We start from the raw sequence: 22,323 nt of genomic DNA, 5'->3' as shown, positions 1-22,323 counted from the left end.
CTATCGATTTTATTTAGATAAATATAAATACCCATCTTTCTTATTATTTTGAAGTACATTATTTCCATCTAACGATTTGTAATTAATAATGTAGAAATAAGTTCCGGTTGGTAATCCGTCAGATTGCTTAACGGTGGTTCTTCCTCTTGATATTCCATCAAATGCGTTGGTTGTATTATTATAGTTATCAGTTTCAAAAACTAATATTCCCCAACGATTGTAGATCTCTACATTATTTTCAGGATAACAAGTTGTATCATCAATACTATCAATTCTGAAAACGTCATTTATTCCGTCTCCATTAGGAGAGAAGGCATTGTGTACCACAACGTTTCCGCAGGCCAATACTTTACAATCATCATTAATTTCCATATTCAGTAAAATGCTTCTAGGGCAATTTTGATCTGTTATTTTATATTCAAATGTGTAATTGCCAAGGGCTAAACCAAGTGCATTAAAAGTATTTCCTTGTATCGTATTACTATTATTAGCATCTATCCAAACTCCGGTCAAAGGTGTGTTTTCAGGTAATAGAGAAAGTAAATCAATAAGAGTCGAATCATCATTACAAGCCTGGCTTGAGATGTTTACAATACCATTTGGTACAACCGTTATGGTTACAGTAGCAGTATCACAATTATCGGCACTAAGTTTATCACAAATTTGATAGTTATAAGTATAAGTTCCCGCCGGAGTTAAACTGGATACTGTTACATTTCCTAAAGCATCAAAAGTGATGTTTGGATCTGTTTTAGCATTATTATTTGAATTCAATAATGTAAAGTTTACCAGTTCTAATGATGCACGTGTGAGACCTTTAAAGTCATTGATCAAAACATTACCAACTAACCCGAAAGTGTTACAGCCTATGTTAGTGTACACATCATCATTGGCGACAACCGGAGTAGGAGGAGCAGGATCGACAATAGTAATCGTAACAGTTGCAGTATCACAGTTTGTAGTCTGATCAGCCTCACAAATTTGATATACCAATGTCAAAGTACCGCTTGGCGCATTTGCTAAAACATCTACAGATCCATCTGCGTTTAGTTTTAAAAATTCATTTAGAGTAACGGTCGTAATAATAACATCAGATGCTTTTACAACTACACCTTCAAGAGTATCATTAGGCAATACATTTAAAACATTTGGCGTGATATGATTAACTCCCGCAATTGGTCCTGCCGAATCATCATTGGCAACAATATCAGAGAAAACTTTACAATTCACTCCAAAATCAGCATCCAAATGAACCAAATCTTCAGGTGTTATTGTCACAATATAGCCGCTAGCACCACTTGTAGTACTGCAAACTGTATGTAATTGTGATTTTCCGGTTTTATTAGTTACTTTTTTATCATTGATAGAAGGAAGAACTTTTACCATACCAGAAGCTCCCAAATTCGCAGCAACAGCATCAAGATTAGCATCTTTTACCAGTTTTATAGTGTAATCTCCGTAAGGATTTGCAGTAGCAGGTAGGTCTCTCCAGAATCCTTCAATACCTATAATTACTTCTTGATGATATCCGTTAGGGCCATCAATAATAACATTAGCATTCAAAGCATTTCCAAAACCACCGGCATTTAATTCTCCCACATTTGATGGTCCTGCATAACTTCCGTCACCATTAAGGTCAATCCATTCCCATTGGCTGTAATCAATTGCTCCGTTTCCGTCAGGAATATTTTTAGTTACAATGCCATCATTATTAGCATCATACCATTCATCCTGAACTCCGTTACCATTAGTGTCATACCAAACATAATCTCCTAAAACCGGTAGTGTCGATTTTCCGTATTCAAAATTATGTTCCTGAATTTTACAATCTTCAAGTGTAGTAAAGAACAAACTTGAATCTATAGGATATAATTGGTGTGCACTATTCAAGTTGGCATCCTGAACCTGAACCAAATAACTTCCGGCAACCATGCCTGAGAAATTATATAAACCATCGGCACCTGTTATGCGCAATAAAATAGGACCTGTCGTAGTACCTTGCGGAACCAAAGTAACAGGCACATTTGCAATTGGTGTGTTTGTGTCTTTATTTATAATTTGTCCGGATATTTTAACCGTATAAGTTGGCTGAGAAATGACAACCGTTGCAGTTGCAGAACAAGTTTCGCTACCGCTATTTACAGATGATGTTGCTGTAAGCGTGTAAGTTCCTGCCGGTAAATTAGTATTACCAACAACCTCATTATTTTCATTTCTAATAACAACAGTCGATCCCGGAGTATTCGTAACCAAGATTAAACCATCTTTTCCTCCAAGACAAGTTACATTCGAAGCAACTCCCGAAACCGAAACTTTATTTTCGACAGTAAAAGTTTGTTTCAATTCGGTTTTATTACCTGCACAATCTGTCAAAGTATAGGTTCTGGTTAAGATATAAGCATTTCCGTCGCAACCACTTCCACCATTATTAGAATCACTTACAGTAATATCTACAGTACTACTGCAATTATCAGCAGCATCTTTGATATCACCAGGATTTCCAGCCGGAATATCAGCAATCGTTTGTAAATTAGCCACATCAGCAGGAGCTGTTCCAGTAGGAGCAGTTGTATCTATCACTGTTATAATCTGAGTATAAGTAGCTGTATTTTTGCCACAATCGCTAGTGGTCCATGTACGTGTTAAAGTATAATTAGTAGAACAACCGTTTACAATATCACTTTTAATTTCAGTAAAAACGATAGGTAAATTACCATTGCAATTATCCGTAGCCTCAACATTTGCAGGTTCAGGAACAGCGTCGCAAGAAACAGTAATATCTGTTGGAAGTTCTCCAATAAATGTTGGTTTTGTAGTATCCTGAATAGTGATCACTTGCGTGAAAGTATCAGAAGTATTTCCGCAATCGTCCTTCACTGTCCATGTATTGGTATACGTTCCCGCATTCGAGCAATCTGCCGAAGCCACAAACGCACCGCTTACTTTTACAATATCCGAAACATCGCTGTCGCATAAATCCGATGCTATTGGGAATAACGCTTGCGCGGAAGTTAAAGCCGCCGCATCACTGCATTCAGTAGTTTTATTTAAAGAAGAAACAACAGTTGACCATGTTGGAGCAGAAGTATCCTGAATTGTGATCACTTGCGTGAAAGTATCAGAGGTATTTCCGCAATCGTCTTTTAGTGTCCAGGTATTGGTGTACGTTCCCGCATTCGAACAATCCGCCGAAGCCACAAACGTACCGCTAACCTTAACAATATCCGAAACATCTCTGTCGCATAAATCTGAAGCGATTGGGAATAACGCTTGCGCGGAAGTTAAAGCAGCCGCATTACTACATTCGATAGTTTTATTTAAAGAAGCCAAAGCAGTTGACCAACTTGGAGCCGAAGTATCTTCAATAGTAATCACTTGCGTGAAAGTATCAGAAGTATTTCCGCAATCGTCCTTCACTGTCCATGTATTGGTATACGTTCCCGCATTCGAGCAATCTGCCGAAGCTACAAACGCACCGCTTACTTTTACAATATCCGAAACATCGCTGTCGCATAAATCTGAAGCGATTGGGAATAACGCTTGCGCGGAAGTTAAAGCAGCCGCATCACTACATTCGATAGTTTTATTTAAAGAAGCCAAAGCAGTTGACCAGGTTGGAGCCGAAGTATCCTGAATTGTGATCACTTGCGTGAAAGAGTCAGAAGTATTTCCGCAATCGTCTTTTACTGTCCAGGTATTGGTATAACTTCCAGCATTCGAACAATCCGCCGAAGCTACAAACGCACCGCTTACTTTTACAATATCCGAAACATCGCTATCACATAAATCCGAAGCTATTGGGAATAACGCTTGCGCGGAAGTCAAAGCAGCTGCGTCACTGCATTCAATAGTTTTATTTAAAGAAGAAACAACAGTTGACCATGTTGGAGCAGTAATGTCCTGCACATTAATAACTTGACTAACAGGAAGAGAAATATTTCCGCAAGCATCTACTGCAGTCCATGTTCTTGTAGTGATATATGAACCCTCACAAGTACCCTGAGTAACCACATCATCATAAGTTAATGAAGAAATAGTACCATTATTATCCGTGGCAGTTGCAGTTGCAAAAACCGGTAAAGCAGGACAATTAATTGTGGAAGCCAAAGGCAACGGATCTATAATTGGTTTAACAGCATCGCCATCAGTAATAGTTACTGATTTAGAGATGGTACAAAGATTAGCATCTTTAATAGTCACTGTATAAGTTCCCGCAACAAGCCCAGTTGCAGTTGCAGAGGTTTGAACAGGAGTTGTATCCCAAGAATAAGTATATCCTAAAGTTCCACCGGAAACAGTCACAGAAGCAGATCCGTTATTACCGCCACCACAACCAACATTAATTTGACTTGTTGTAGCGCTTAAAGCCGCACTTGGTTGTCCGATAATAACTGAATTAGTTTGAGTTGAACAATTATCAGTAACAGTCAAAGTATAAGTTCCCGCCGGAAGATTCGAAACAGAAGCCGTAGTTCCCACCGAAACGTTTGAAGCGTTTTTCCAATTATAAGTAACAGTTCCAACATTATTGGTTACCGCACCCGCAGTTACAGATCCAGTGCTAAACCCAAAACAAGTAACATCTGTTTTTGAAGATGCCGCAAGGGCTAAAGCCGCAGTAGGTTGTCCGATAATAACTGAATTGGTTTGAGTCGAACAATTATCAGTAACAGTTAAAGTATAAGTTCCCGCCGGAAGGTTCGAAACAGAAGCCGTAGTTCCCACCGAAACATTCAAAGCATTTTTCCAATTATAAGTAACCGTTCCAACATTATTGGTTACTGTACCAGCAGTTACAGATCCTGTACTAAACCCAAAACAAGTAACATCAGTTTTAGAAGAAGCTGCAAGCGCTAAAGCTGCACTTGGTTGTGATATTGTAACCGTATTAGTTTGAGTTGAACAATTATCAGTAACAGTCAAAGTATAAGTTCCTGCCGGAAGATTCGAAACAGAAGCCGTAGTTCCCACCGAAACGTTTAAAGCATTTTTCCAAACATAATTTACAGTTCCAACAGAATTAGTAACTAAACCCGCAGTTACAGATCCAGTGCTAAACCCAAAACAAGTAACATCAGTTTTAGAAGAAGCTGCAAGGGCTAAAGCTGCACTTGGTTGTCCGATAATAACTGAATTAGTTTGAGTCGAACAATTATCAGTAACAGTTAAAGTATAAGTTCCCGCCGGAAGGTTCGAAACAGAAGCCGTAGTTCCCACCGAAACATTCAAAGCATTTTTCCAATTATAAGTAACCGTTCCAACATTATTGGTTACTGTACCAGCAGTTACAGATCCTGTACTAAACCCAAAACAAGTAACATCAGTTTTAGAAGAAGCTGCAAGCGCTAAAGCTGCACTTGGTTGTGATATTGTAACCGTATTAGTTTGAGTTGAACAATTATCAGTAACAGTCAAAGTATAAGTTCCTGCCGGAAGATTCGAAACAGAAGCCGTAGTTCCCACCGAAACGTTTAAAGCATTTTTCCAAACATAATTTACAGTTCCAACAGAATTAGTAACTAAACCCGCAGTTACAGATCCAGTGCTAAACCCAAAACAAGTAACATCTGTTTTTGAAGATGCCGCAAGGGCTAAAGCCGCAGTAGGTTGTCCGATAATAACTGAATTGGTTTGAGTCGAACAATTATCAGTAACAGTTAAAGTATAAGTTCCCGCCGGAAGGTTCGAAACAGAAGCCGTAGTTCCCACCGAAACATTCAAAGCATTTTTCCAATTATAAGTAACCGTTCCAACATTATTGGTTACTGTACCAGCAGTTACAGATCCTGTACTAAACCCAAAACAAGTAACATCAGTTTTAGAAGAAGCTGCAAGCGCTAAAGCTGCACTTGGTTGTGATATTGTAACCGTATTAGTTTGAGTTGAACAATTATCAGTAACAGTCAAAGTATAAGTTCCTGCCGGAAGATTCGAAACAGAAGCCGTAGTTCCCACCGAAACGTTTAAAGCATTTTTCCAAACATAATTTACAGTTCCAACAGAATTAGTAACTAAACCCGCAGTTACAGATCCAGTGCTAAACCCAAAACAAGTAACATCTGTTTTTGAAGATGCCGCAAGGGCTAAAGCCGCAGTAGGTTGTCCGATAATAACTGAATTGGTTTGAGTCGAACAATTATCAGTAACAGTTAAAGTATAAGTTCCCGCCGGAAGGTTCGAAACAGAAGCCGTAGTTCCCACCGAAACATTCAAAGCATTTTTCCAATTATAAGTAACCGTTCCAACATTATTGGTTACTGTACCAGCAGTTACAGATCCTGTACTAAACCCAAAACAAGTAACATCAGTTTTAGAAGAAGCTGCAAGCGCTAAAGCTGCACTTGGTTGTGATATTGTAACCGTATTAGTTTGAGTTGAACAATTATCAGTAACAGTCAAAGTATAAGTTCCTGCCGGAAGATTCGAAACAGAAGCCGTAGTTCCCACCGAAACGTTTAAAGCATTTTTCCAAACATAATTTACAGTTCCAACAGAATTAGTAACTAAACCCGCAGTTACAGATCCGGTACTAAACCCAAAACAAGTAACATCTGTTTTTGAAGATGCCGCAAGGGCTAAAGCTGCAGTAGGTTGTCCGATAATAACTGAATTGGTTTGAGTCGAACAATTATCAGTAACAGTCAAAGTATAAGTTCCTGCCGGAAGATTCGTAACAGAAGCCGTATTTCCTACCGAAACGTTTAAAGCATTTTTCCAAACATAATTTACAGTTCCAACAGAATTAGTAACTAAACCAGCAGTTACAGATCCAGTGCTAAACCCAAAACAAGTAACATCAGTTTTAGAAGAAGCTGCAAGGGCTAAAGCCGCACTTGGTTGTCCGATAATAACAGAGTTTGTTTGAGTTGAACAATTATCAGTAACAGTCAAAGTATAAGTTCCTGCCGGAAGATTCGAAACAGAAGCTGTAGTTCCTACTGAAACATTCAAAGCATTTTTCCAAACATAATTTACAGTTCCAACAGAATTAGTAACTAAACCCGCAGTTACAGATCCGGTACTAAAACCAAAACAACTAACATCAGTTTTAGAAGAAGCTGCAAGCGCTAAAGCCGCACCTGGTTGTGATATTGTAACCGTATTAGTTTGAGTCGAACAATTATCAGTAACAGTTAAAGTATAAGTTCCTGCCGGAAGATTCGTAACAGAAGCCGTATTTCCTACCGAAACGTTTAAAGCATTTTTCCAAACATAATTTACAGTTCCAACATTATTGGTTACTGTACCAGCAGTTACAGATCCAGTGCTAAACCCAAAACAAGTAACATCCGTTTTAGAAGAAGCTGTAAGGGCTAAAGCTGCACTTGGTTGTGATATTGTAACCGTATTAGTTTGAGTCGAACAATTATCAGTAACAGTCAAAGTATAAGTTCCCGCCGGAAGATTCGAAACAGAAGCCGTAGTTCCAACTGAAACATTCAAAGCATTTTTCCAAACATAATTTACAGTTCCAACAGAATTAGTAACTAAACCCGCAGTTACAGATCCGGTACTAAACCCAAAACAAGTAACATCTGTTTTTGAAGATGCCGCAAGCGCTAAAGCTGCAGTAGGTTGTCCGATAATAACCGAGTTTGTTTGAGTCGAACAATTATCAGTAACAGTCAAAGTATAAGTTCCCGCCGGAAGATTCGAAACAGAAGCTGTAGTTCCTACTGAAACATTCGAAGCATTTTTCCAAACATAATTTACAGTTCCAACAGAATTAGTAACTAAACCAGCAGTTACAGATCCGGTACTAAAACCAAAACAACTAACATCAGTTTTTGAAGATGCCGCAAGGGCTAAAGCCGCAGTAGGTTGTCCGATAATAACTGAATTGGTTTGAGTCGAACAATTATCAGTAACAGTCAAAGTATAAGTTCCTGCCGGAAGATTCGTAACAGAAGCCGTAGTTCCTACCGAAACGTTTAAAGCATTTTTCCAAACATAATTTACAGTTCCAACATTATTGGTTACTGTACCAGCAGTTACAGATCCTGTACTAAACCCAAAACAAGTAACATCTGTTTTTGAAGATGCCGCAAGGGCTAAAGCCGCACTTGGTTGTGATATTGTAACTGAATTAGTTTGAGTCGAACAGTTATCAGTAACAGTCAAAGTATAAGTTCCCGCCGGAAGATTCGAAACTGAAGCCGTAGTTCCAACAGATACATTCAAAGCATTTTTCCAAACATAATTTACAGTTCCAACATTATTGGTTACTGTACCAGCAGTTACAGATCCTGTACTAAACCCAAAACAAGTAACATCAGTTTTAGAAGAAGCTGCAAGGGCTAAAGCTGCACTTGGTTGTCCGATAATAACTGAATTAGTTTGAGTCGAACAATTATCAGTAACAGTCAAAGTATAAGTTCCCGCCGGAAGATTCGAAACCGAAGCTGTAGCCCCCACCGAAACGTTTGAAGCGTTTTTCCAATTATAAGTAACCGTTCCAACAGAATTAGTAACTAAACCCGCAGTTACAGATCCGGTACTAAACCCAAAACAAGTAACATCAGTTTTAGAAGAAGGCGCAAGCGTTAAAGCTGCAGTAGGTTGTCCGATAATAACCGAGTTTGTTTGAGTTGAACAATTATCAGTAACAGTCAAAGTATAAGTTCCCGCCGGAAGATTCGAAACAGAAGCCGTAGTTCCCACCGAAACATTCGAAGCATTTTTCCACGAATAAGTAACAGTTCCAATTGAATTGCTTATTGCGCCGGCATTCACACTTCCTGTACTTTTTCCATAACAGATAACATCCGTTTTAGAAGAAGCCGCAAGTGCTAAAGCTGCAGTTGGTTGCGTAATAACTACTCCGTTAATATTGGCAGAACAACCATTGGCATCCACTACTTTTATATTGTAGGTTCCGGCAATTAGAGCTTGTAAAGTATTTGGAGTTGTTTCTCCATTAATATAATAAGTAAACGGTGCAGTTCCGTTGGTAACATTTACCTGAATTTTACCATCGTTTCCGCCAAAACAGGTCACATTCGTTTTTGGCCCTAATGCGACAGTGTAAAATGGAGGCAAAGTAATATTAGAGGTTACAAAATCCCGATTGGCATACCACCATGTATTGATGGTATTTAAATTCCCGTACTGAGGACTACCATTATTATTACTATTGAAATTATTCCAGGTATGGCAATTACCGGGAGGAACGTTATTAGGAGTACAACCGGTAAGGTTTATTTTGCTGCTAAAAACACCTCCTGTATAAGTAATGTTACTATCATCCCAGTAAAGTTTTAGAACATATCCTGATGGAGCAGCCGGCCTTACAGTTGTACAAGAAAAACCATTTTGATTTTCTTCTATATCATACATCGGAAAATGAAATGCAGCCTGTCCAAAAGAGACTACGATAGGTATCGACGTACCCTGCGCTATAGTATTTCCCAATCCGTCTTTTCCATTCCAGGGAACACTAACAGCATATGGTGGAGCTCCGGAACCTGTTACACTTTGAGTAGTTAGTACATCTTTTGTACCTGGAGTATAAATTCCGTCACCATTATTAAAATCAAGAAGTATATCAATTGTTCCGCTTTTAAAAACACTAATATTAATATTACTTTCTCCAATACCACAATTGGTAATTCCGTTTATTTGTATGTTTCCGTTATACGTTCCGTTTTTCCAGACGTTAATATCAGGATCATTAAGAAAGACCTCATACTTCGGACTCATTTTAGTTGCGTTAGCTGCATTCCATACACTTTTTTGATCATTAGCTGTATTTCCTGTGCTTCCTGCTCCAGTATTATTAAACGCCACATTAAAGTACCAAGGTCTAAAACCTGCACCATTAAAATTAATTTTATTTACAAAACCATTTTGTGTAATAGCTCCCGTTGTAGAGCCGTTATCTGGCGCAAAAACAAAGAAAGCGCCATTGAAGTCAGTACTAACATCATCCATTGCAAGAGCCCAACGTTTAGAATAAAGACGTCCTGAAATAGAATTTTTAGTAGAATTATTAGCAACTGTAATGTCATAATAATTATAATAAAGTTCTGTATAACTATTATTATTGGTTTCAAATTCAATATAATAATCACCGGCAGGTAAACCAGTTGGATCAAAGACAATAGGAACATAACCAGTTGTAGTAATACCATTAATTCCATTTGGTCCGTTTTGAGCTCTTGAAAGTTTTTGAGCTTCTGTACCAGTTATATTTGATGATGAAGTAGTTAAATTATAACTTCCAAATACAACATTGCCGTTAGGATCTAAAATTCTAAATTTAGAATCAACCTCTGAATTGCTATTATCAGGAGCAGATCTTCTGGCTTTACTAAAACCCAGATATACTTTTTCACTATTGGGGTTTTGAATCCTAATGTATAAACGTTGTTCATTAGTAGAACCGTATCTGGCAAAATTACCATACTCATTGTTGTTGATACAAAGAGAAGCTCGATGATTAACATCCGGTGTGGTTTGTTTTGTACCTTCTCCGCCATAAACATTCATGAACAAAGAACTTAATATAAAACTTAGAAGGATTTTTATTCTGATTTTAAAAGTAAAGTTTTCCATATTAAAAATTTAATATTGATGTGATGGTTATGCTAAGAGAAAAAACGAACTGCAACTACATTTTGTAGTAAGAAAACATAAGCGGCTCTCGAATTCATTGCGTTTTTTAAATCGAAATAAGATTTATTAAAACCAATTCCTTTTGTTTTTTTAGGAGGGATGTAGGTGTAAAGAATGACCTGACTTTTACTTTCCGGGCAAGAGCCCGAAGTTGCAATCACCTTAGTGCCATTCCATTGGTCGAGTTTGTTACTGTCAGTTAAGTTGAGTTTTACATAAAATTCTACAGACTCTCCCGCAGCAAGTGTAATGGTCTTATTAAGTGCCGAATTGTTTTTATGCTGCAGTTTATTGCTCATTAAAACATTATTTTGCGAAGAACTTCCGTCCGGGTTTTCGACAAAGCCTGAAAAGTTGTCTGCAGATAATTGATAAGTGTCTGTAGTAGTACCGGTGTTTTTAATTTGAAGTAAAAATGAAGTTTCAAAACCATTGTACTTTTGCTCCTTATCTCCTTCAATTGTTATTTCTGAATTGCATGAACCCGATTGTGCAAATGCAATAGCTGTAATGAAACAAAACAGTAGAGTAAAAATGTTTTTCTGAAAAATGTTTTTTTTGAAAGAAAAAATAAACTTACAATTGTGAACAAATTTCGCTGCTTTTTCAAGAGTAGTTTTAGTTATCATATGCTTAGGTTTTTTGTTTTTGGTGTTTGTCAAGTTTTAACAGAATCAAAGTTATATAGAGGTCTTAATTTTGATTTTTTTTGTCCGTAACTAACCTAAAAACTCGTTGAAGTGTATTTTTTTTGTTAAATAATGCTCTAAAAAGCATTTTTTTTTGTCATTTCTAACAAATAAAAAAGTAGTCTTTTTTTGGTTTTTTGACTAAAAACGTAAATTTTAAAAACTTTTAAATGATTAATAATCAGATATTTAGTTAATTTTTTATAAATATGCTTCAATCGACCAACTGTTTGGTTTAATAGATGAAGAGCACTTTTTTATAAATATGATGTTATCGTAGCGTTATGTTTTTAGATCGTATAACAAACTTTAATTCTTGTTAAAATTTGCTTTTAATGTTAACAGAAATAAAAAAAGTAAGAGGTTTAATATTTCTTTTGTAAATTAGAAGTTCAATAAAATTATTAACCTCCTAAGAGGTTTTAAACCTTCCGCCTATGAAAAATTTAATTTTAATACGCCATGCAAAATCAAGCTGGGAAGCTCCTTTAAAAGATTTCGACAGACCTCTAATGAAAAAAGGAATCCTGGATGCTCATGAAGTATCGGCAAATATTTCAAATTTTCTTCCTAAAACCTATATAATATGGAGTAGTACTGCGGCACGGGCTTCAGAAACGGCACTGATTTTTGCCCAAAATATTTCGTATCCTATTGAAAGTATCGTTTATAAAGACGATCTTTATACTTTTGATGAAAAACAGCTCGAAAACGTTATCAAATCATGTGATAATAGTTTCGAAAGCGTTATTCTTTTTGGACATAACGAGGCTATTACAAATTTTGTTAATAAATTTGGGGATGTTTTTATCGAAAATGTTCCTACTTCAGGCTTTGTCTCTTTACAGTTTGATGCAGAAAGTTGGAACTCAATTAATAAAGGTAAAACCCATAAAACAATTTTCCCCAAAGATTTAAAATAATAATAAAGTGTACGAACAGAAATATATCGATAGAGAAAAAAGTTGGTTAGCGTTTAATGCGAGAGTGCTTCAGGAAGCCGCAGATAATACGGTTCCGCTTTTAGACAGGCTGCGTTTTGTTGGAATTTTTTCGAACAATTTAGATGAATTTTTCAGGGTTCGTTATGCCGCAATTCGTAGATTAAGCCTTTCCGGAATTTCTGGAGAAAAATATTTAGGCGGAGTGTCTGCACATCAGTTAATTAAAGATATTACCGAAATTGTAATTCAGCAACAATCTGAAAGTTTACGTATATTAGGTAATATCGAAACAGAACTGGAAGCCGAAAATATTTTAATTATTAATGAAGATGAAATAACACCGGATCAGGCATGTTTTTTAAAAGACTTTTTTGATCAAAGATTGAGTCCTGAATTAGTAACCATTATTTTAAATGATTTAGCAGAATTCCCAATTCTTAAAGATACATTGGGGTATTTGGCTGTTCGTTTAGAAATGAATACAAACGATGAGGTTCGTTATGCTGTTATCGAAATCCCGAAAACAATCAACAGATTTGTTGTATTGCCTTCTCACGATGATAAACATTACGTTATTCTTATCGATGATGTAATTAGATACAACCTAAAAAACATCTTTAATATTTTTGATTATAAAAGTGTTTCTGCACACATGATCAAAATTACCCGTGACGCTCAGTTAGATATCGATAGCGATTTGAGTAAAAGTATGCTCGAAAAAATTGCAACATCGGTAAAAGACAGAAGAATAGGGGAGCCTGTTCGTTTTATTTATGATAATTTAATCGAAGAAGATACGCTGCATTTCTTTTTAGATAAAATGAAAATTGTAGAAACAGATAGTATTATTCCCGGAGGAAGATATCATAATCGTCGTGATTATATGAGTTTCCCTAATTTAGGAAGATACGATTTACTTTATAAACCCAATGAACCATTGCCAATTCCTGGACTAAGTTTGGGAGGAAGTATGCTCGAAAAAATAAGCAAAAAAGATTATCTGTTACATGCTCCATATCAGTCATTTTCGTATTTAACCAAGTTTTTGCGTGAAGCAGCTTTAGACCCAAAAGTAACCAGCATAAAAATTACATTGTATCGTTTGGCTAAAAATTCGCAAATAATCAGTTCATTGATAAATGCTGCAAAAAATGGTAAAAAAGTAACGGTACAAATCGAACTTCAGGCACGTTTTGATGAAGCTTCGAATATTTCGTATGCAGAGCAAATGCAAACCGAAGGAATCGAACTTATTTTTGGAATTAAAGGCCTTAAAGTACACAGCAAAATTTGTGTAATCGAAAGAACTGAAGAAGGTAAATCACGTCGTTACGGATTTATCTCTACAGGAAATTTCAACGAGTCAACAGCTAAAATTTATACAGATGTTACCCTTTTTACCTGTCATCAGGGAATTTTGAAAGACATCTCTAAAATATTCGAATTTTTCGATATCAATTACAGAGTGCACAGATACAAACATTTAATTGTATCGCCACATTATACAAGAACGAAATTTATTAAGCTAATAGATCGCGAAATTCTGCACGCTTTAGCCGGTAGAAAAACGCATATTAAGTTAAAAATGAATAGTTTATCTGATTTTAAAATGATCGATAAATTATACGAAGCCAGTAATGCCGGAGTAAAAATCCAGCTTCAGGTAAGAGGTATTTGCTCACTAATTCCTGGAATTCCCGGAATGAGCGAAAACATAGAAGCCATAAGTATTGTCGATAATTACCTGGAACATTCAAGGGTTTATATTTTCGGGAATGCCGGTTTGACCGAAGTTTATATTTCATCAGCAGATTTTATGACCCGTAATCTTGACGGAAGAGTCGAAGTAACCTGTCCGATTTATGATCTTGAAATAAAGAAAGAATTAATAGATAATTTTAATATTGCATGGAAAGGGAATGTCAAAGTAAGATACCATTCCTATAAATTAGATAATAAATACAAACCTCGAAATCATCATGCCCCTTTTAGAGCGCAACTTGAAACCTATAAATATTATCAAAACAAAGTATCAGCGTTAGAGCAAGTTCCTCAAAAAATAAATTAATAATAAAAGAATAATTTTCAAATCATAAGTGAGCATGATTAATATAAAAAAATATGCAGCAATAGATATTGGTTCAAACGCCATGAGGCTTCTAATATCAAATGTTGTAGAACAAGATGGCAAAGAACCACAATTTAATAAAAGTTCGCTTGTTCGTGTGCCAATTCGTTTGGGACAAGATGCCTTTACCGTTGGAGAAATTTCAGAAGAAAATATAGATCGAATGGTGGATGCCATGAAAGCATTCAATCTTTTGATGAAAGTACATAAAGTAGAACGTTATATGGCATTTGCTACTTCGGCAATGCGTGAAGCATATAATGCCAAAGAAGTTGTGGCTATAATTAAGAAAAAAGCCGACATAAAAATCGAAATTATTGATGGTAAAAAAGAAGCGGCAATTATTGCTTCAACTGATTTACATCATTTATTAAAAAATGACGAAACCTATCTTTTTGTAGATGTGGGCGGTGGAAGTACGGAGTTTACTTTGTTTTCTGACGGAAAATTAATCAATTCGAGATCTTTTAAAGCTGGAACTGTTCGTTTATTGAATAATATGGTACATGATGTGGTTTGGGATGAAATCGAAAAATGGATTAAAACCAATACGGCAGATTACGATGAGGTGACTTTAATTGGTTCCGGAGGAAACATTAACAAGTTGTTTAAAATGTCAGGAAAACAGCAGGAAAAACCACTTTCGTACATTTACATCAATTCGCAATATGCATTTTTGAATTCATTGACTTACGAACAAAGAATTGCAGAATTAGGATTGAATTCAGATCGTGCCGACGTAATTATCCATGCTACCAGAATTTACCTGAACGCCATGAAATGGAGTGGCGCACGCCAAATCTACGTTCCAAAAATTGGACTTTCAGACGGAATCGTAAAAGCAATGTATTACGGTAAGATTTAGTATTAGATCTTTAGGTAAAAAAATATTTTTGCCACGAATTCCATAAATTTACACGAATTATATTTTTCAATAGGAATAAAAAATTAGTGTAAATTTGTGGAATTCGTGGCAACTTTTTTCAGCATATTCCAAGCTGTAAACATAACTCAAAAACATATAAATAAATGAATAAAACAAGACTCGAAGCTTTCAGTGATGGTGTATTAGCAATTATTATCACTATTATGATTTTAGAAATTAAAGTTCCTGAAGGACATGAATTTGCCGATTTAAAAAGACTTATTCCTAAGTTTCTAAGTTATATTTTGAGTTTTATTTATGTTGGAATCTATTGGAACAATCACCATTATTTAATTCATGGAATGACCAAAATAAACGGAAAAATCCTTTGGGCAAATTTGCATTTATTATTTTGGTTATCTCTAATTCCCGTTGCAACAGGCTGGATGGGAGAACATAATTTTGCCAAAGCTTCCATGACTTTGTACGGAGTCGTATTGTTTTTATCTGCAATTGCGTATTTTATTTTACAGCGAATTATAATTGTAAACGAAGGCGAAAATTCAGTATTGGCAAAAGCGATTGGCAGGGATTTAAAAGGGTATACATCAGCTATTTTATATGTCGTAGGAATAGTCTTTTCGTTTTATAACGAATGGGTTTCAGGTGCTGCGTATTTTGCTGTAGCCATGTTATGGCTTATCCCTGATAAAAGAATTGAAAAAGTCTTTGCTTCTAAAAATTAATCTATTCAGAATTTATAATGAAATCAGTTTTTCAATCTATTCAGGTTTTACCTCAAAATGAATTAGAGATGCTCGATGATTTAATTACTTTTCGAAAACTCAAAAAAGGAGAACTTTTATTGCAAGAAAATCAGGTTAGTAATGAAATTGTTTTTATCAATAAAGGGATTTTACGTTCGTATTTTTTCAATCATCAGGGCGATGAAATCACGAATTGTTTTGCTTTCGAAAACGAATTTATGGCTTCATTCTCTAGTTTTATAACGCAAAATGTAGCTGAAGAAAATATTCAGGCAATAGCCGATACAGAGTTGCAAGTCATAAGCCGTGAAAGTTTAGAAAAGCTTTATGCCTTAGGCATTCATTGGCAGGAAATAGGACGTAAGTTAACTGAAATGGAATATGTAACACTTCAAAAACGAATGATTTCTTTTCAGAAATTATCCGGAACCCAACGTTATGAAGAACTTTATAAGAACCATAAAAAATACCTGCAGCTCATTCCATTGCAATATTTAGCGTCCTATTTAGGCGTTACACCAAGACATTTAAGCCGTATTCGAAAAGCGATTTTATAGGACATTTGTCTGGTTATCGAGAGATATCTCATCATTATTTTTGCTGAAAACAATATATAATGATGAGAAAAAATATTTTAGTAATTGGCGGAACCGGCTTAGTAGGTAAAGTCATATTACGAATTCTTGAAGCAAGAAATCCTGACTTTAACCTGTTTGCAGGAAGTCGTCAGTCAGGAAAAACGAACAAAGATTTAATTGTTGATGTTACCAATCCAAAAACGTTTGAATGTATTCTACAGAATAAAATCGACCTGATTGTATTGTGTACAAAAGATAGCAATAATGAAATTTTGCAGTTTGCCATACAAAACAAATTAGACTATATCGATATTACAAAGCCAACACCAGATCTTACTATTGCGTATGATTTAGCCAGGGCAAATAACCAGAAAATAAATAGCCGAATTGTTTTTAGTTCGGGCTGGATGGGCGGTATCGTCGGTAGTCTCGTTGATTTTATGGAGCCTGACAGGCATAAAATTCAGGAAACGAATATTTTTATCTATTATTCTGTAAAAGATTTGGCAGGAAAAAGTTCAGCCAATTTTTTAGCCGAAAACGTATGCAAACCCTTTATTGTTTATAAAAATAACCAGCCACAACATGTAAAGCATTTTTTAAATTCCGAAAAATTTAATTTCTCTTTCGGAATTGGGAAACGTCAGGTTTATAATCTTGATGTTCCGGATTTGTTTATTTTAAATCAGATAGAAAAAATACCAACTGTTTCGGTTAAGATGACCTACAATTCTAAGTTTGTAACCAGTTTGATGGGTTGTTTTCAATCGCTTAAGATTTTTAATATCATGTTTTTAAAAGAAAGACAACTACTTTTTGGTTCAAGCGGAAATGGCGATCAAACCATTTTTGAAGTAATTATAAAAACACAGCAGAAGACAAAAAGAATTAGCTTGCAAAGTATTAAAGGTCAAGCTGAATTAACGGCTTTTTCGACAGTTTTGCATATCGAAAAAATGTTGAGTGAAACTTTATCGGGCGGAATTTACTTTAGTCATCAAATACATTCGTCGAAAGAAGTTTATGAGGCTTTAAATACTTACAGTACCATTAATCTTAAAATAAACGAATAGAACATGAAAAAAATACTGATCATAAACGGACATCCAAATCCGTCAAGTTTTAATTTCGGCATAGCCGAATCTTATCTAAAAGGGGTAATCGCTTCCGGTGCGGAAGTCGAGATTATAACAATTGCTTCATTAAATTTTAATCCAAACCTGCAATTTGGTTATCAAAAACGAACAGAATTAGAACCGGATTTGCTGGAATCGTGGGAAAAAATCAGAAAGGCAGACCACTTGGTTTGGATTCATCCGGTTTGGTGGGGAGGTTTACCGGCAATTACAAAAGGATTTATCGATCGTTTGTTTTTACCCGGAATGGCATATCAATATCGCGAAAACTCAGTTTGGTGGGATAAATTGCTAACAGGAAAAACGGCACACATTATCACCACATTAGATCAGCCAGGCTGGTATTACAGATTGTTTTATGGAAGACCAAGCGTGAATCAATTAAAGAAATCTACTTTAGAATTCTGCGGCATAAAACCTGTAAAAGTAACTTACATCGGAATCATAAAAACAGCAACAGATTTTCAAAGAGAAAAATGGCTGCAAAAAGTATATGATTTAGGATTGAAGAATAAATAAATAAGTTTGCCACGAATTACGCCAATTAACACTAATTTTTCATTTAAAAAATGTTTAAATTTAATTCGTGTAGATTCGTGCAATTCGTGGCAAAAAATAATATCAATAAGGCAGCACTTTTTCACCTTTTACTTCTTCTAATAATTCGGCCATAGCCAAATAAAAAGCACTACTTCCGCAAATAATACCAATTGCTCCTGCAAAAGTGGCTATTGATTCAATTTCTGTCCATTTTTCTATGGCTAAAAGAAAGAATAAAACAGTTAAGGAAAGAAAAATAAATTGCTGAACCTTACTGCCGCCCCAGGTTCCATACCACATAAAAGCAGTAAATATTCCCCAAAGAGCGAGATACCATCCTAAAAAAGATTCCGGAGTAGGTCCTGCAACTGTAATGTCGCTACTTGGCAGCATCCAGATAGCAACTAAAGTAATCCAGAAAAATCCATAAGACGTAAAGGCAGTAGCAGCAAAAACATTCCCTCGCTTAAACGCAATAATTCCGGCAATTACCTGAGCGATTCCTCCATAAAAAATTCCCATTGATATGATTACAGCACTTACAGGAAAAAATCCCATATTGTGAATGTTTAATAAAATTGTGGTCATTCCAAAACCCAGAAGACCTAGCGGTGCAGAGTTTGCTAGTTGTTTTTCCAATTTTTTAAGGTTTAATAAAATTATTAATACATCAAAAATATAGAAAAAATACTACAAAAATATAGTTGAACGAAAAAAAATATCCTCAATTGTGTTTGAAGGACTTCTAAAAATTATGAAGTTAAATCTAACCCAAATGTAGATCTTAAAAGTTCAAGATTTGGATTAATTTCGACTAAACGATTGTATCGGTCCTGATCGTTTAAACTTCTCTTGATTTCGATAGTTTCATTTACATTCACTTCAATCGTAATATCGTGATTGTGCAAATGTCCTTTTAAATGTCCTAAAAGACCATGAATCTGGCCTTCAAAATCTAATTTAGAACCTTCGTTGGGTAACTCAAAAGTAATAACTGTTCCGTTTAGTTTAGGATCGTTAATCAATAGTAACGATTGCATGATTTTGTGTCCTTTGTCACCCAAACGTTGCGCATATTTATTCCATTGCACTAACATTTCAGTCTCCGTAAATTCTTCCGTAGGCATTACAGAAGTTGGCTTTACGTAGGACATACTGGCTGCTTCCAGCTCTTTTTTCTTGCGAATACTCGATAGAGAAAAAGCAGAAATTTTAGGTTCGTTGCTAACTTCAGGTTTTGGAGTTTCAACTTTCGGCGCTTCGACAGTATTGTTTACAGCAACATTGTCGTTTTGATTGACATTACTATTTTGATTGGTATTGTTTTCTACCCCAGTATTTGAAACTTGGGTTTTTGCAGTTGGAATTTCAGTAATAGAATATCCACTATTTCTGTAATAAGTAGGGGGAATTATGAATTGCTCAACTTTTTTTTTTCTCCATCAAAGCTGATAGAGGCCAATTGCATTAAACATAATTCAACCAAAAGGCGTTGGTTCTGACTCAATTTATATTTTAAATCGCAGTCATTTGCAATATCAATTCCTTTTAATAAAAATTCCTGCGAACATTTTTGAGCTTGCACACCATACATTTGTTGTGCTTGTTCACCTACTTCCAGCAAAGCGATTGTAGCAGGAGTTTTACTTACCAGTAAATCCCTGAAATGCGAAGCCAGACCGGCAATAAAATGATGTCCGTCAAAACCTTTTGCAAGAATATCATTGTAAGCCAGTAAAAGATCCGGAATTTTATTTTCTAAAAGTAAATCGGTAATGCTAATGTAAGTTTCGTAATCTAAAACGTTAAGGTTTTCGGTTACAGCCTGACGTGTTAAGTTCGTTCCGCAGTACGAAACTACACGGTCAAAAATAGATAAAGCGTCACGCATTGCGCCATCCGCTTTTTGAGCAATAATGTGCAAAGCATCGTCTTCAAAATTGATTCCCTGACTTTTCGCAACTTCAGCCAAATGTTCTTTAGCATCTTTTACCGTAATTCTCTTGAAATCAAATATCTGACAACGAGATAAAATGGTTGGAATAATTTTGTGTTTCTCTGTTGTTGCTAATATAAAAATAGCATGTTTTGGCGGCTCTTCTAATGTTTTAAGGAAAGCATTAAAAGCTGCCGAAGACAACATATGAACCTCGTCAATAATATAAACTTTATATTGTCCGGTTTGTGGCGGGATTCGAACCTGATCGATCAGGCTACGAATATCATCAACAGAGTTGTTGGAAGCCGCATCTAACTCAAAAACGTTAAAAGCGAAATCTTCGTTAGGATCATCATATCCGGGCTGATTTATTTTTCGAGCCAAAATACGTGCGCAAGTAGTTTTACCAACTCCACGTGGTCCTGTAAATAAAAGGGCAGAAGCAAGGTGATTGCTGTCTATGGCATTCAACAAAGTGTTGGTAATAGCTTTTTGTCCCACAACATCCTTAAACGTCTGTGGGCGATACTTACGAGCCGATACTACAAATTGTTCCATATTCTTTTTATTCGATAGCAAATATAGGCTGAAATTTACCAAATCACAAATCTGAAAATCATAAATATTTAAGGGAATTTTGATTGTTTTGAATGTGAGTCAATAAGGAATTTGAATTTTTATTTTTTAATATAATAGTGATGAAATAGAACGCTGATAAAACGAATTCACTAAAGCGAAAACGCGGATTTTGACGGATTTTTTTTCTTAACACTTGTCTTCCTGAGCGTCCCGAAACTTCGGGATAAGGATCGCAATCATTATCGACAATCAATCTAATAACCTTGATAAAAAAAGAGATTTTAATTTTGTAATAAAAAATGTGTTATTTTTAATCCGATACAATTTTACTTTTTCTAAAAACTAATCTTTAAAACTAATTAAAATGAACCTGTCAAAATTTTATTTCGTTCTACTTTTCGCTTTTATTTCGAGTTCTATTTATGCTCAAAAGCAAGATGAAAAAGCGGTTGCCATTATCAATAAGGAACTTGAAGCAATTGGGGGAAAAGAATTTATAAAAAGTATCAATACGCTTTACACAAATTCGGTTACTCAAATGGAGGGACGGACTGCAAATTGGGTGGTAAAAGAAATGAAACCCAATGTTGGCAGTTTTGAAATAGTGTATGGATAAAGGGTCGTTTTTAAATCGTGGTACGATGGAAAATTAGGTTATAATTTAAGCAATGGCGAAAAAACGCTGGCAGATCAGGAGAATTTTAAAGACAAATTATTTAAGAAAAATATATTCAACGAATTAGATTACCTGGATTCTACTTTGTACAAATTAGAATATGTAGGAACAGAGGATTTTGAATCAGCAAAATGTGACAAGATAAAAGCTACCTGCATAAATGGAAAAACAGTGTTTCTGTATTTTGATAATAAAACTGCCTTTTTAATCAAATCCGAAACTTTAAATGGTGAAAAAGATTCGTTTTCAACGGTCGTTTACGGAGATTTTAAAACATTTGGTAAACTCACTTACTTTACAACGATGAGATTTGGAGTTGATCCCGATTCTCAAACGGCAAAAATTGAAGAACTTTTTTATAATGAAAAAGTAAGTGAAAACGATTTTAAATAAATATAGATGAAAAAGTTATTACTATTCACAATTGCATTTTACACTTTTAATCTTCAAGCCCAAACAGCGCAAGATACACTTGATATCAAGCGTGTTGCTTTGGCTTATATTGAAGCACAACATACTCCAAACCCAAAATTGATGGAAAGTGCTTTGCATCCTCGCTTGGTAAAAAGATCAGTTTTTAGAAGCAAGGCTGCCCAAAAAGATTATATATCAGAATACTTTACAGAAAATATGGTGATTCTGGCAGAAACTTATAATGCAAAAGGTGATAAGTTCCCGAAAAATCCAAGAAAGGAAATTAAGCTTTTGGATATTTCGGCGAGAACAGCATCTGTAAAACTATTAGCCGATGCCTGGATAGATTATATGCATATTGTAAAAACCAATGGAGAATGGAAAATTATAAATGTGCTCTGGCAATATAATGATGTAACGCAACATGAGTAAACTTTAAATAAAAATCTCATTT

General features: G+C 35.4%; 15 protein-coding genes. 10 read left to right on the top strand and 5 right to left on the bottom strand.

What is annotated here, in order from left to right:
* Positions 1-9: 9 nt before the first annotated feature.
* Together LNP81_RS22970 and LNP81_RS22965 are read right to left on the bottom strand one after the other, a co-directional pair.
* Complete coding sequence (locus LNP81_RS22970) at positions 10-10,554, bottom strand: T9SS type B sorting domain-containing protein (protein WP_230039608.1); 10,545 nt, start codon at positions 10,552-10,554, stop codon at positions 10-12.
* 32 nt (positions 10,555-10,586) lie between these two features.
* The gene (locus tag LNP81_RS22965; protein ID WP_230039607.1) at positions 10,587-11,243 is read right to left on the bottom strand and encodes a COG1470 family protein; all 657 of its coding nucleotides are present in this window, start codon (positions 11,241-11,243) and stop codon (positions 10,587-10,589) included.
* A gap of 497 nt (positions 11,244-11,740) precedes the next feature.
* Between LNP81_RS22965 and LNP81_RS22960 the strand changes: the two genes are divergently transcribed.
* The 7 genes from LNP81_RS22960 to LNP81_RS22930 all read left to right on the top strand — a co-directional run bounded on the left by LNP81_RS22960 (position 11,741) and on the right by LNP81_RS22930 (position 18,240).
* Entirely contained in the window at positions 11,741-12,226 is a 486-nt protein-coding gene (locus tag LNP81_RS22960) for a SixA phosphatase family protein (protein ID WP_230039606.1), read from the top strand.
* Between the two features lie 7 nt (positions 12,227-12,233).
* Positions 12,234-14,315: a polyphosphate kinase 1 gene (ppk1, locus tag LNP81_RS22955; protein WP_230039605.1), complete on the top strand. Its 2,082-nt coding sequence runs from the start codon at positions 12,234-12,236 to the stop codon at positions 14,313-14,315.
* 34 nt (positions 14,316-14,349) lie between these two features.
* Positions 14,350-15,240 carry a Ppx/GppA phosphatase family protein gene (locus LNP81_RS22950; protein ID WP_230039604.1) on the top strand — a complete coding sequence of 297 codons (891 nt, stop codon included), beginning with the start codon at positions 14,350-14,352 and terminating at the stop codon, positions 15,238-15,240.
* 164 nt (positions 15,241-15,404) lie between these two features.
* Positions 15,405-15,986, top strand: a complete 582-nt coding sequence (locus tag LNP81_RS22945; protein ID WP_230039603.1) for a TMEM175 family protein — start codon at positions 15,405-15,407, stop codon at positions 15,984-15,986.
* A gap of 17 nt (positions 15,987-16,003) precedes the next feature.
* Entirely contained in the window at positions 16,004-16,564 is a 561-nt protein-coding gene (locus tag LNP81_RS22940; protein ID WP_230039602.1) for a Crp/Fnr family transcriptional regulator, read from the top strand.
* Positions 16,565-16,623: 59 nt separating this feature from the next.
* Positions 16,624-17,658, top strand: a complete 1,035-nt coding sequence (locus tag LNP81_RS22935) for a saccharopine dehydrogenase family protein (protein WP_230039601.1) — start codon at positions 16,624-16,626, stop codon at positions 17,656-17,658.
* A gap of 3 nt (positions 17,659-17,661) precedes the next feature.
* Positions 17,662-18,240: an NAD(P)H-dependent oxidoreductase gene (locus LNP81_RS22930; RefSeq protein ID WP_230039600.1), complete on the top strand. Its 579-nt coding sequence runs from the start codon at positions 17,662-17,664 to the stop codon at positions 18,238-18,240.
* Positions 18,241-18,342: 102 nt separating this feature from the next.
* Here LNP81_RS22930 and LNP81_RS22925 read toward each other — a convergent pair whose 3' ends face one another.
* From LNP81_RS22925 to dnaX, 3 genes are all read right to left on the bottom strand, one after another.
* Positions 18,343-18,900, bottom strand: coding sequence for an acetate uptake transporter (locus tag LNP81_RS22925; RefSeq protein WP_230039599.1), 558 nt, complete (start codon positions 18,898-18,900; stop codon positions 18,343-18,345).
* Positions 18,901-19,013: 113 nt separating this feature from the next.
* Positions 19,014-19,415, bottom strand: coding sequence for a hypothetical protein (locus LNP81_RS22920; RefSeq protein ID WP_065449429.1), 402 nt, complete (start codon positions 19,413-19,415; stop codon positions 19,014-19,016).
* Between the two features lie 257 nt (positions 19,416-19,672).
* Positions 19,673-20,758 carry a DNA polymerase III subunit gamma/tau gene (gene dnaX / locus LNP81_RS22915; RefSeq protein ID WP_065449430.1) on the bottom strand — a complete coding sequence of 362 codons (1,086 nt, stop codon included), beginning with the start codon at positions 20,756-20,758 and terminating at the stop codon, positions 19,673-19,675.
* Positions 20,759-21,143: 385 nt separating this feature from the next.
* On the opposite strand from dnaX, the gene LNP81_RS22910 reads away from it, so the two are divergent.
* The 3 genes from LNP81_RS22910 to LNP81_RS22900 all read left to right on the top strand — a co-directional run bounded on the left by LNP81_RS22910 (position 21,144) and on the right by LNP81_RS22900 (position 22,301).
* Complete coding sequence (locus LNP81_RS22910) at positions 21,144-21,395, top strand: hypothetical protein (protein WP_230039598.1); 252 nt, start codon at positions 21,144-21,146, stop codon at positions 21,393-21,395.
* 144 nt (positions 21,396-21,539) lie between these two features.
* Positions 21,540-21,848, top strand: a complete 309-nt coding sequence (locus tag LNP81_RS22905; protein ID WP_230039597.1) for a hypothetical protein — start codon at positions 21,540-21,542, stop codon at positions 21,846-21,848.
* A 6-nt stretch (positions 21,849-21,854) separates the two neighbouring features.
* Positions 21,855-22,301, top strand: a complete 447-nt coding sequence (locus LNP81_RS22900; protein ID WP_230039596.1) for a nuclear transport factor 2 family protein — start codon at positions 21,855-21,857, stop codon at positions 22,299-22,301.
* Positions 22,302-22,323 lie beyond the last annotated feature (22 nt).

The organism is Flavobacterium piscisymbiosum, assembly GCF_020905295.1.
GTDB lineage: Bacteria > Bacteroidota > Bacteroidia > Flavobacteriales > Flavobacteriaceae > Flavobacterium > Flavobacterium piscisymbiosum.
Note: the sequence above shows the minus strand (reverse complement) of the source record. Positions and strands in the feature narration are given on the sequence as shown.

Bases quoted from the DNA above. Each gene is read 5' to 3' on its own strand.
- LNP81_RS22950 (WP_230039604.1), top strand. From the start codon at position 14,350: ATGATTAATATAAAAAAATATGCAGCAATAGATATTGGTTCAAACGCC.
- LNP81_RS22970 (WP_230039608.1), bottom strand. From the start codon at position 10,554: ATGGAAAACTTTACTTTTAAAATCAGAATAAAAATCCTTCTAAGTTTT.
- LNP81_RS22930 (WP_230039600.1), top strand. From the start codon at position 17,662: ATGAAAAAAATACTGATCATAAACGGACATCCAAATCCGTCAAGTTTT.
- LNP81_RS22945 (WP_230039603.1), top strand. From the start codon at position 15,405: ATGAATAAAACAAGACTCGAAGCTTTCAGTGATGGTGTATTAGCAATT.
- LNP81_RS22935 (WP_230039601.1), top strand. From the start codon at position 16,624: ATGATGAGAAAAAATATTTTAGTAATTGGCGGAACCGGCTTAGTAGGT.
- dnaX (WP_065449430.1), bottom strand. From the start codon at position 20,758: ATGGAACAATTTGTAGTATCGGCTCGTAAGTATCGCCCACAGACGTTT.
- LNP81_RS22900 (WP_230039596.1), top strand. From the start codon at position 21,855: ATGAAAAAGTTATTACTATTCACAATTGCATTTTACACTTTTAATCTT.
- LNP81_RS22910 (WP_230039598.1), top strand. From the start codon at position 21,144: ATGAACCTGTCAAAATTTTATTTCGTTCTACTTTTCGCTTTTATTTCG.
- LNP81_RS22960 (WP_230039606.1), top strand. From the start codon at position 11,741: ATGAAAAATTTAATTTTAATACGCCATGCAAAATCAAGCTGGGAAGCT.
- LNP81_RS22940 (WP_230039602.1), top strand. From the start codon at position 16,004: ATGAAATCAGTTTTTCAATCTATTCAGGTTTTACCTCAAAATGAATTA.
- LNP81_RS22965 (WP_230039607.1), bottom strand. From the start codon at position 11,243: ATGATAACTAAAACTACTCTTGAAAAAGCAGCGAAATTTGTTCACAAT.
- LNP81_RS22920 (WP_065449429.1), bottom strand. From the start codon at position 19,415: ATGTCCTACGTAAAGCCAACTTCTGTAATGCCTACGGAAGAATTTACG.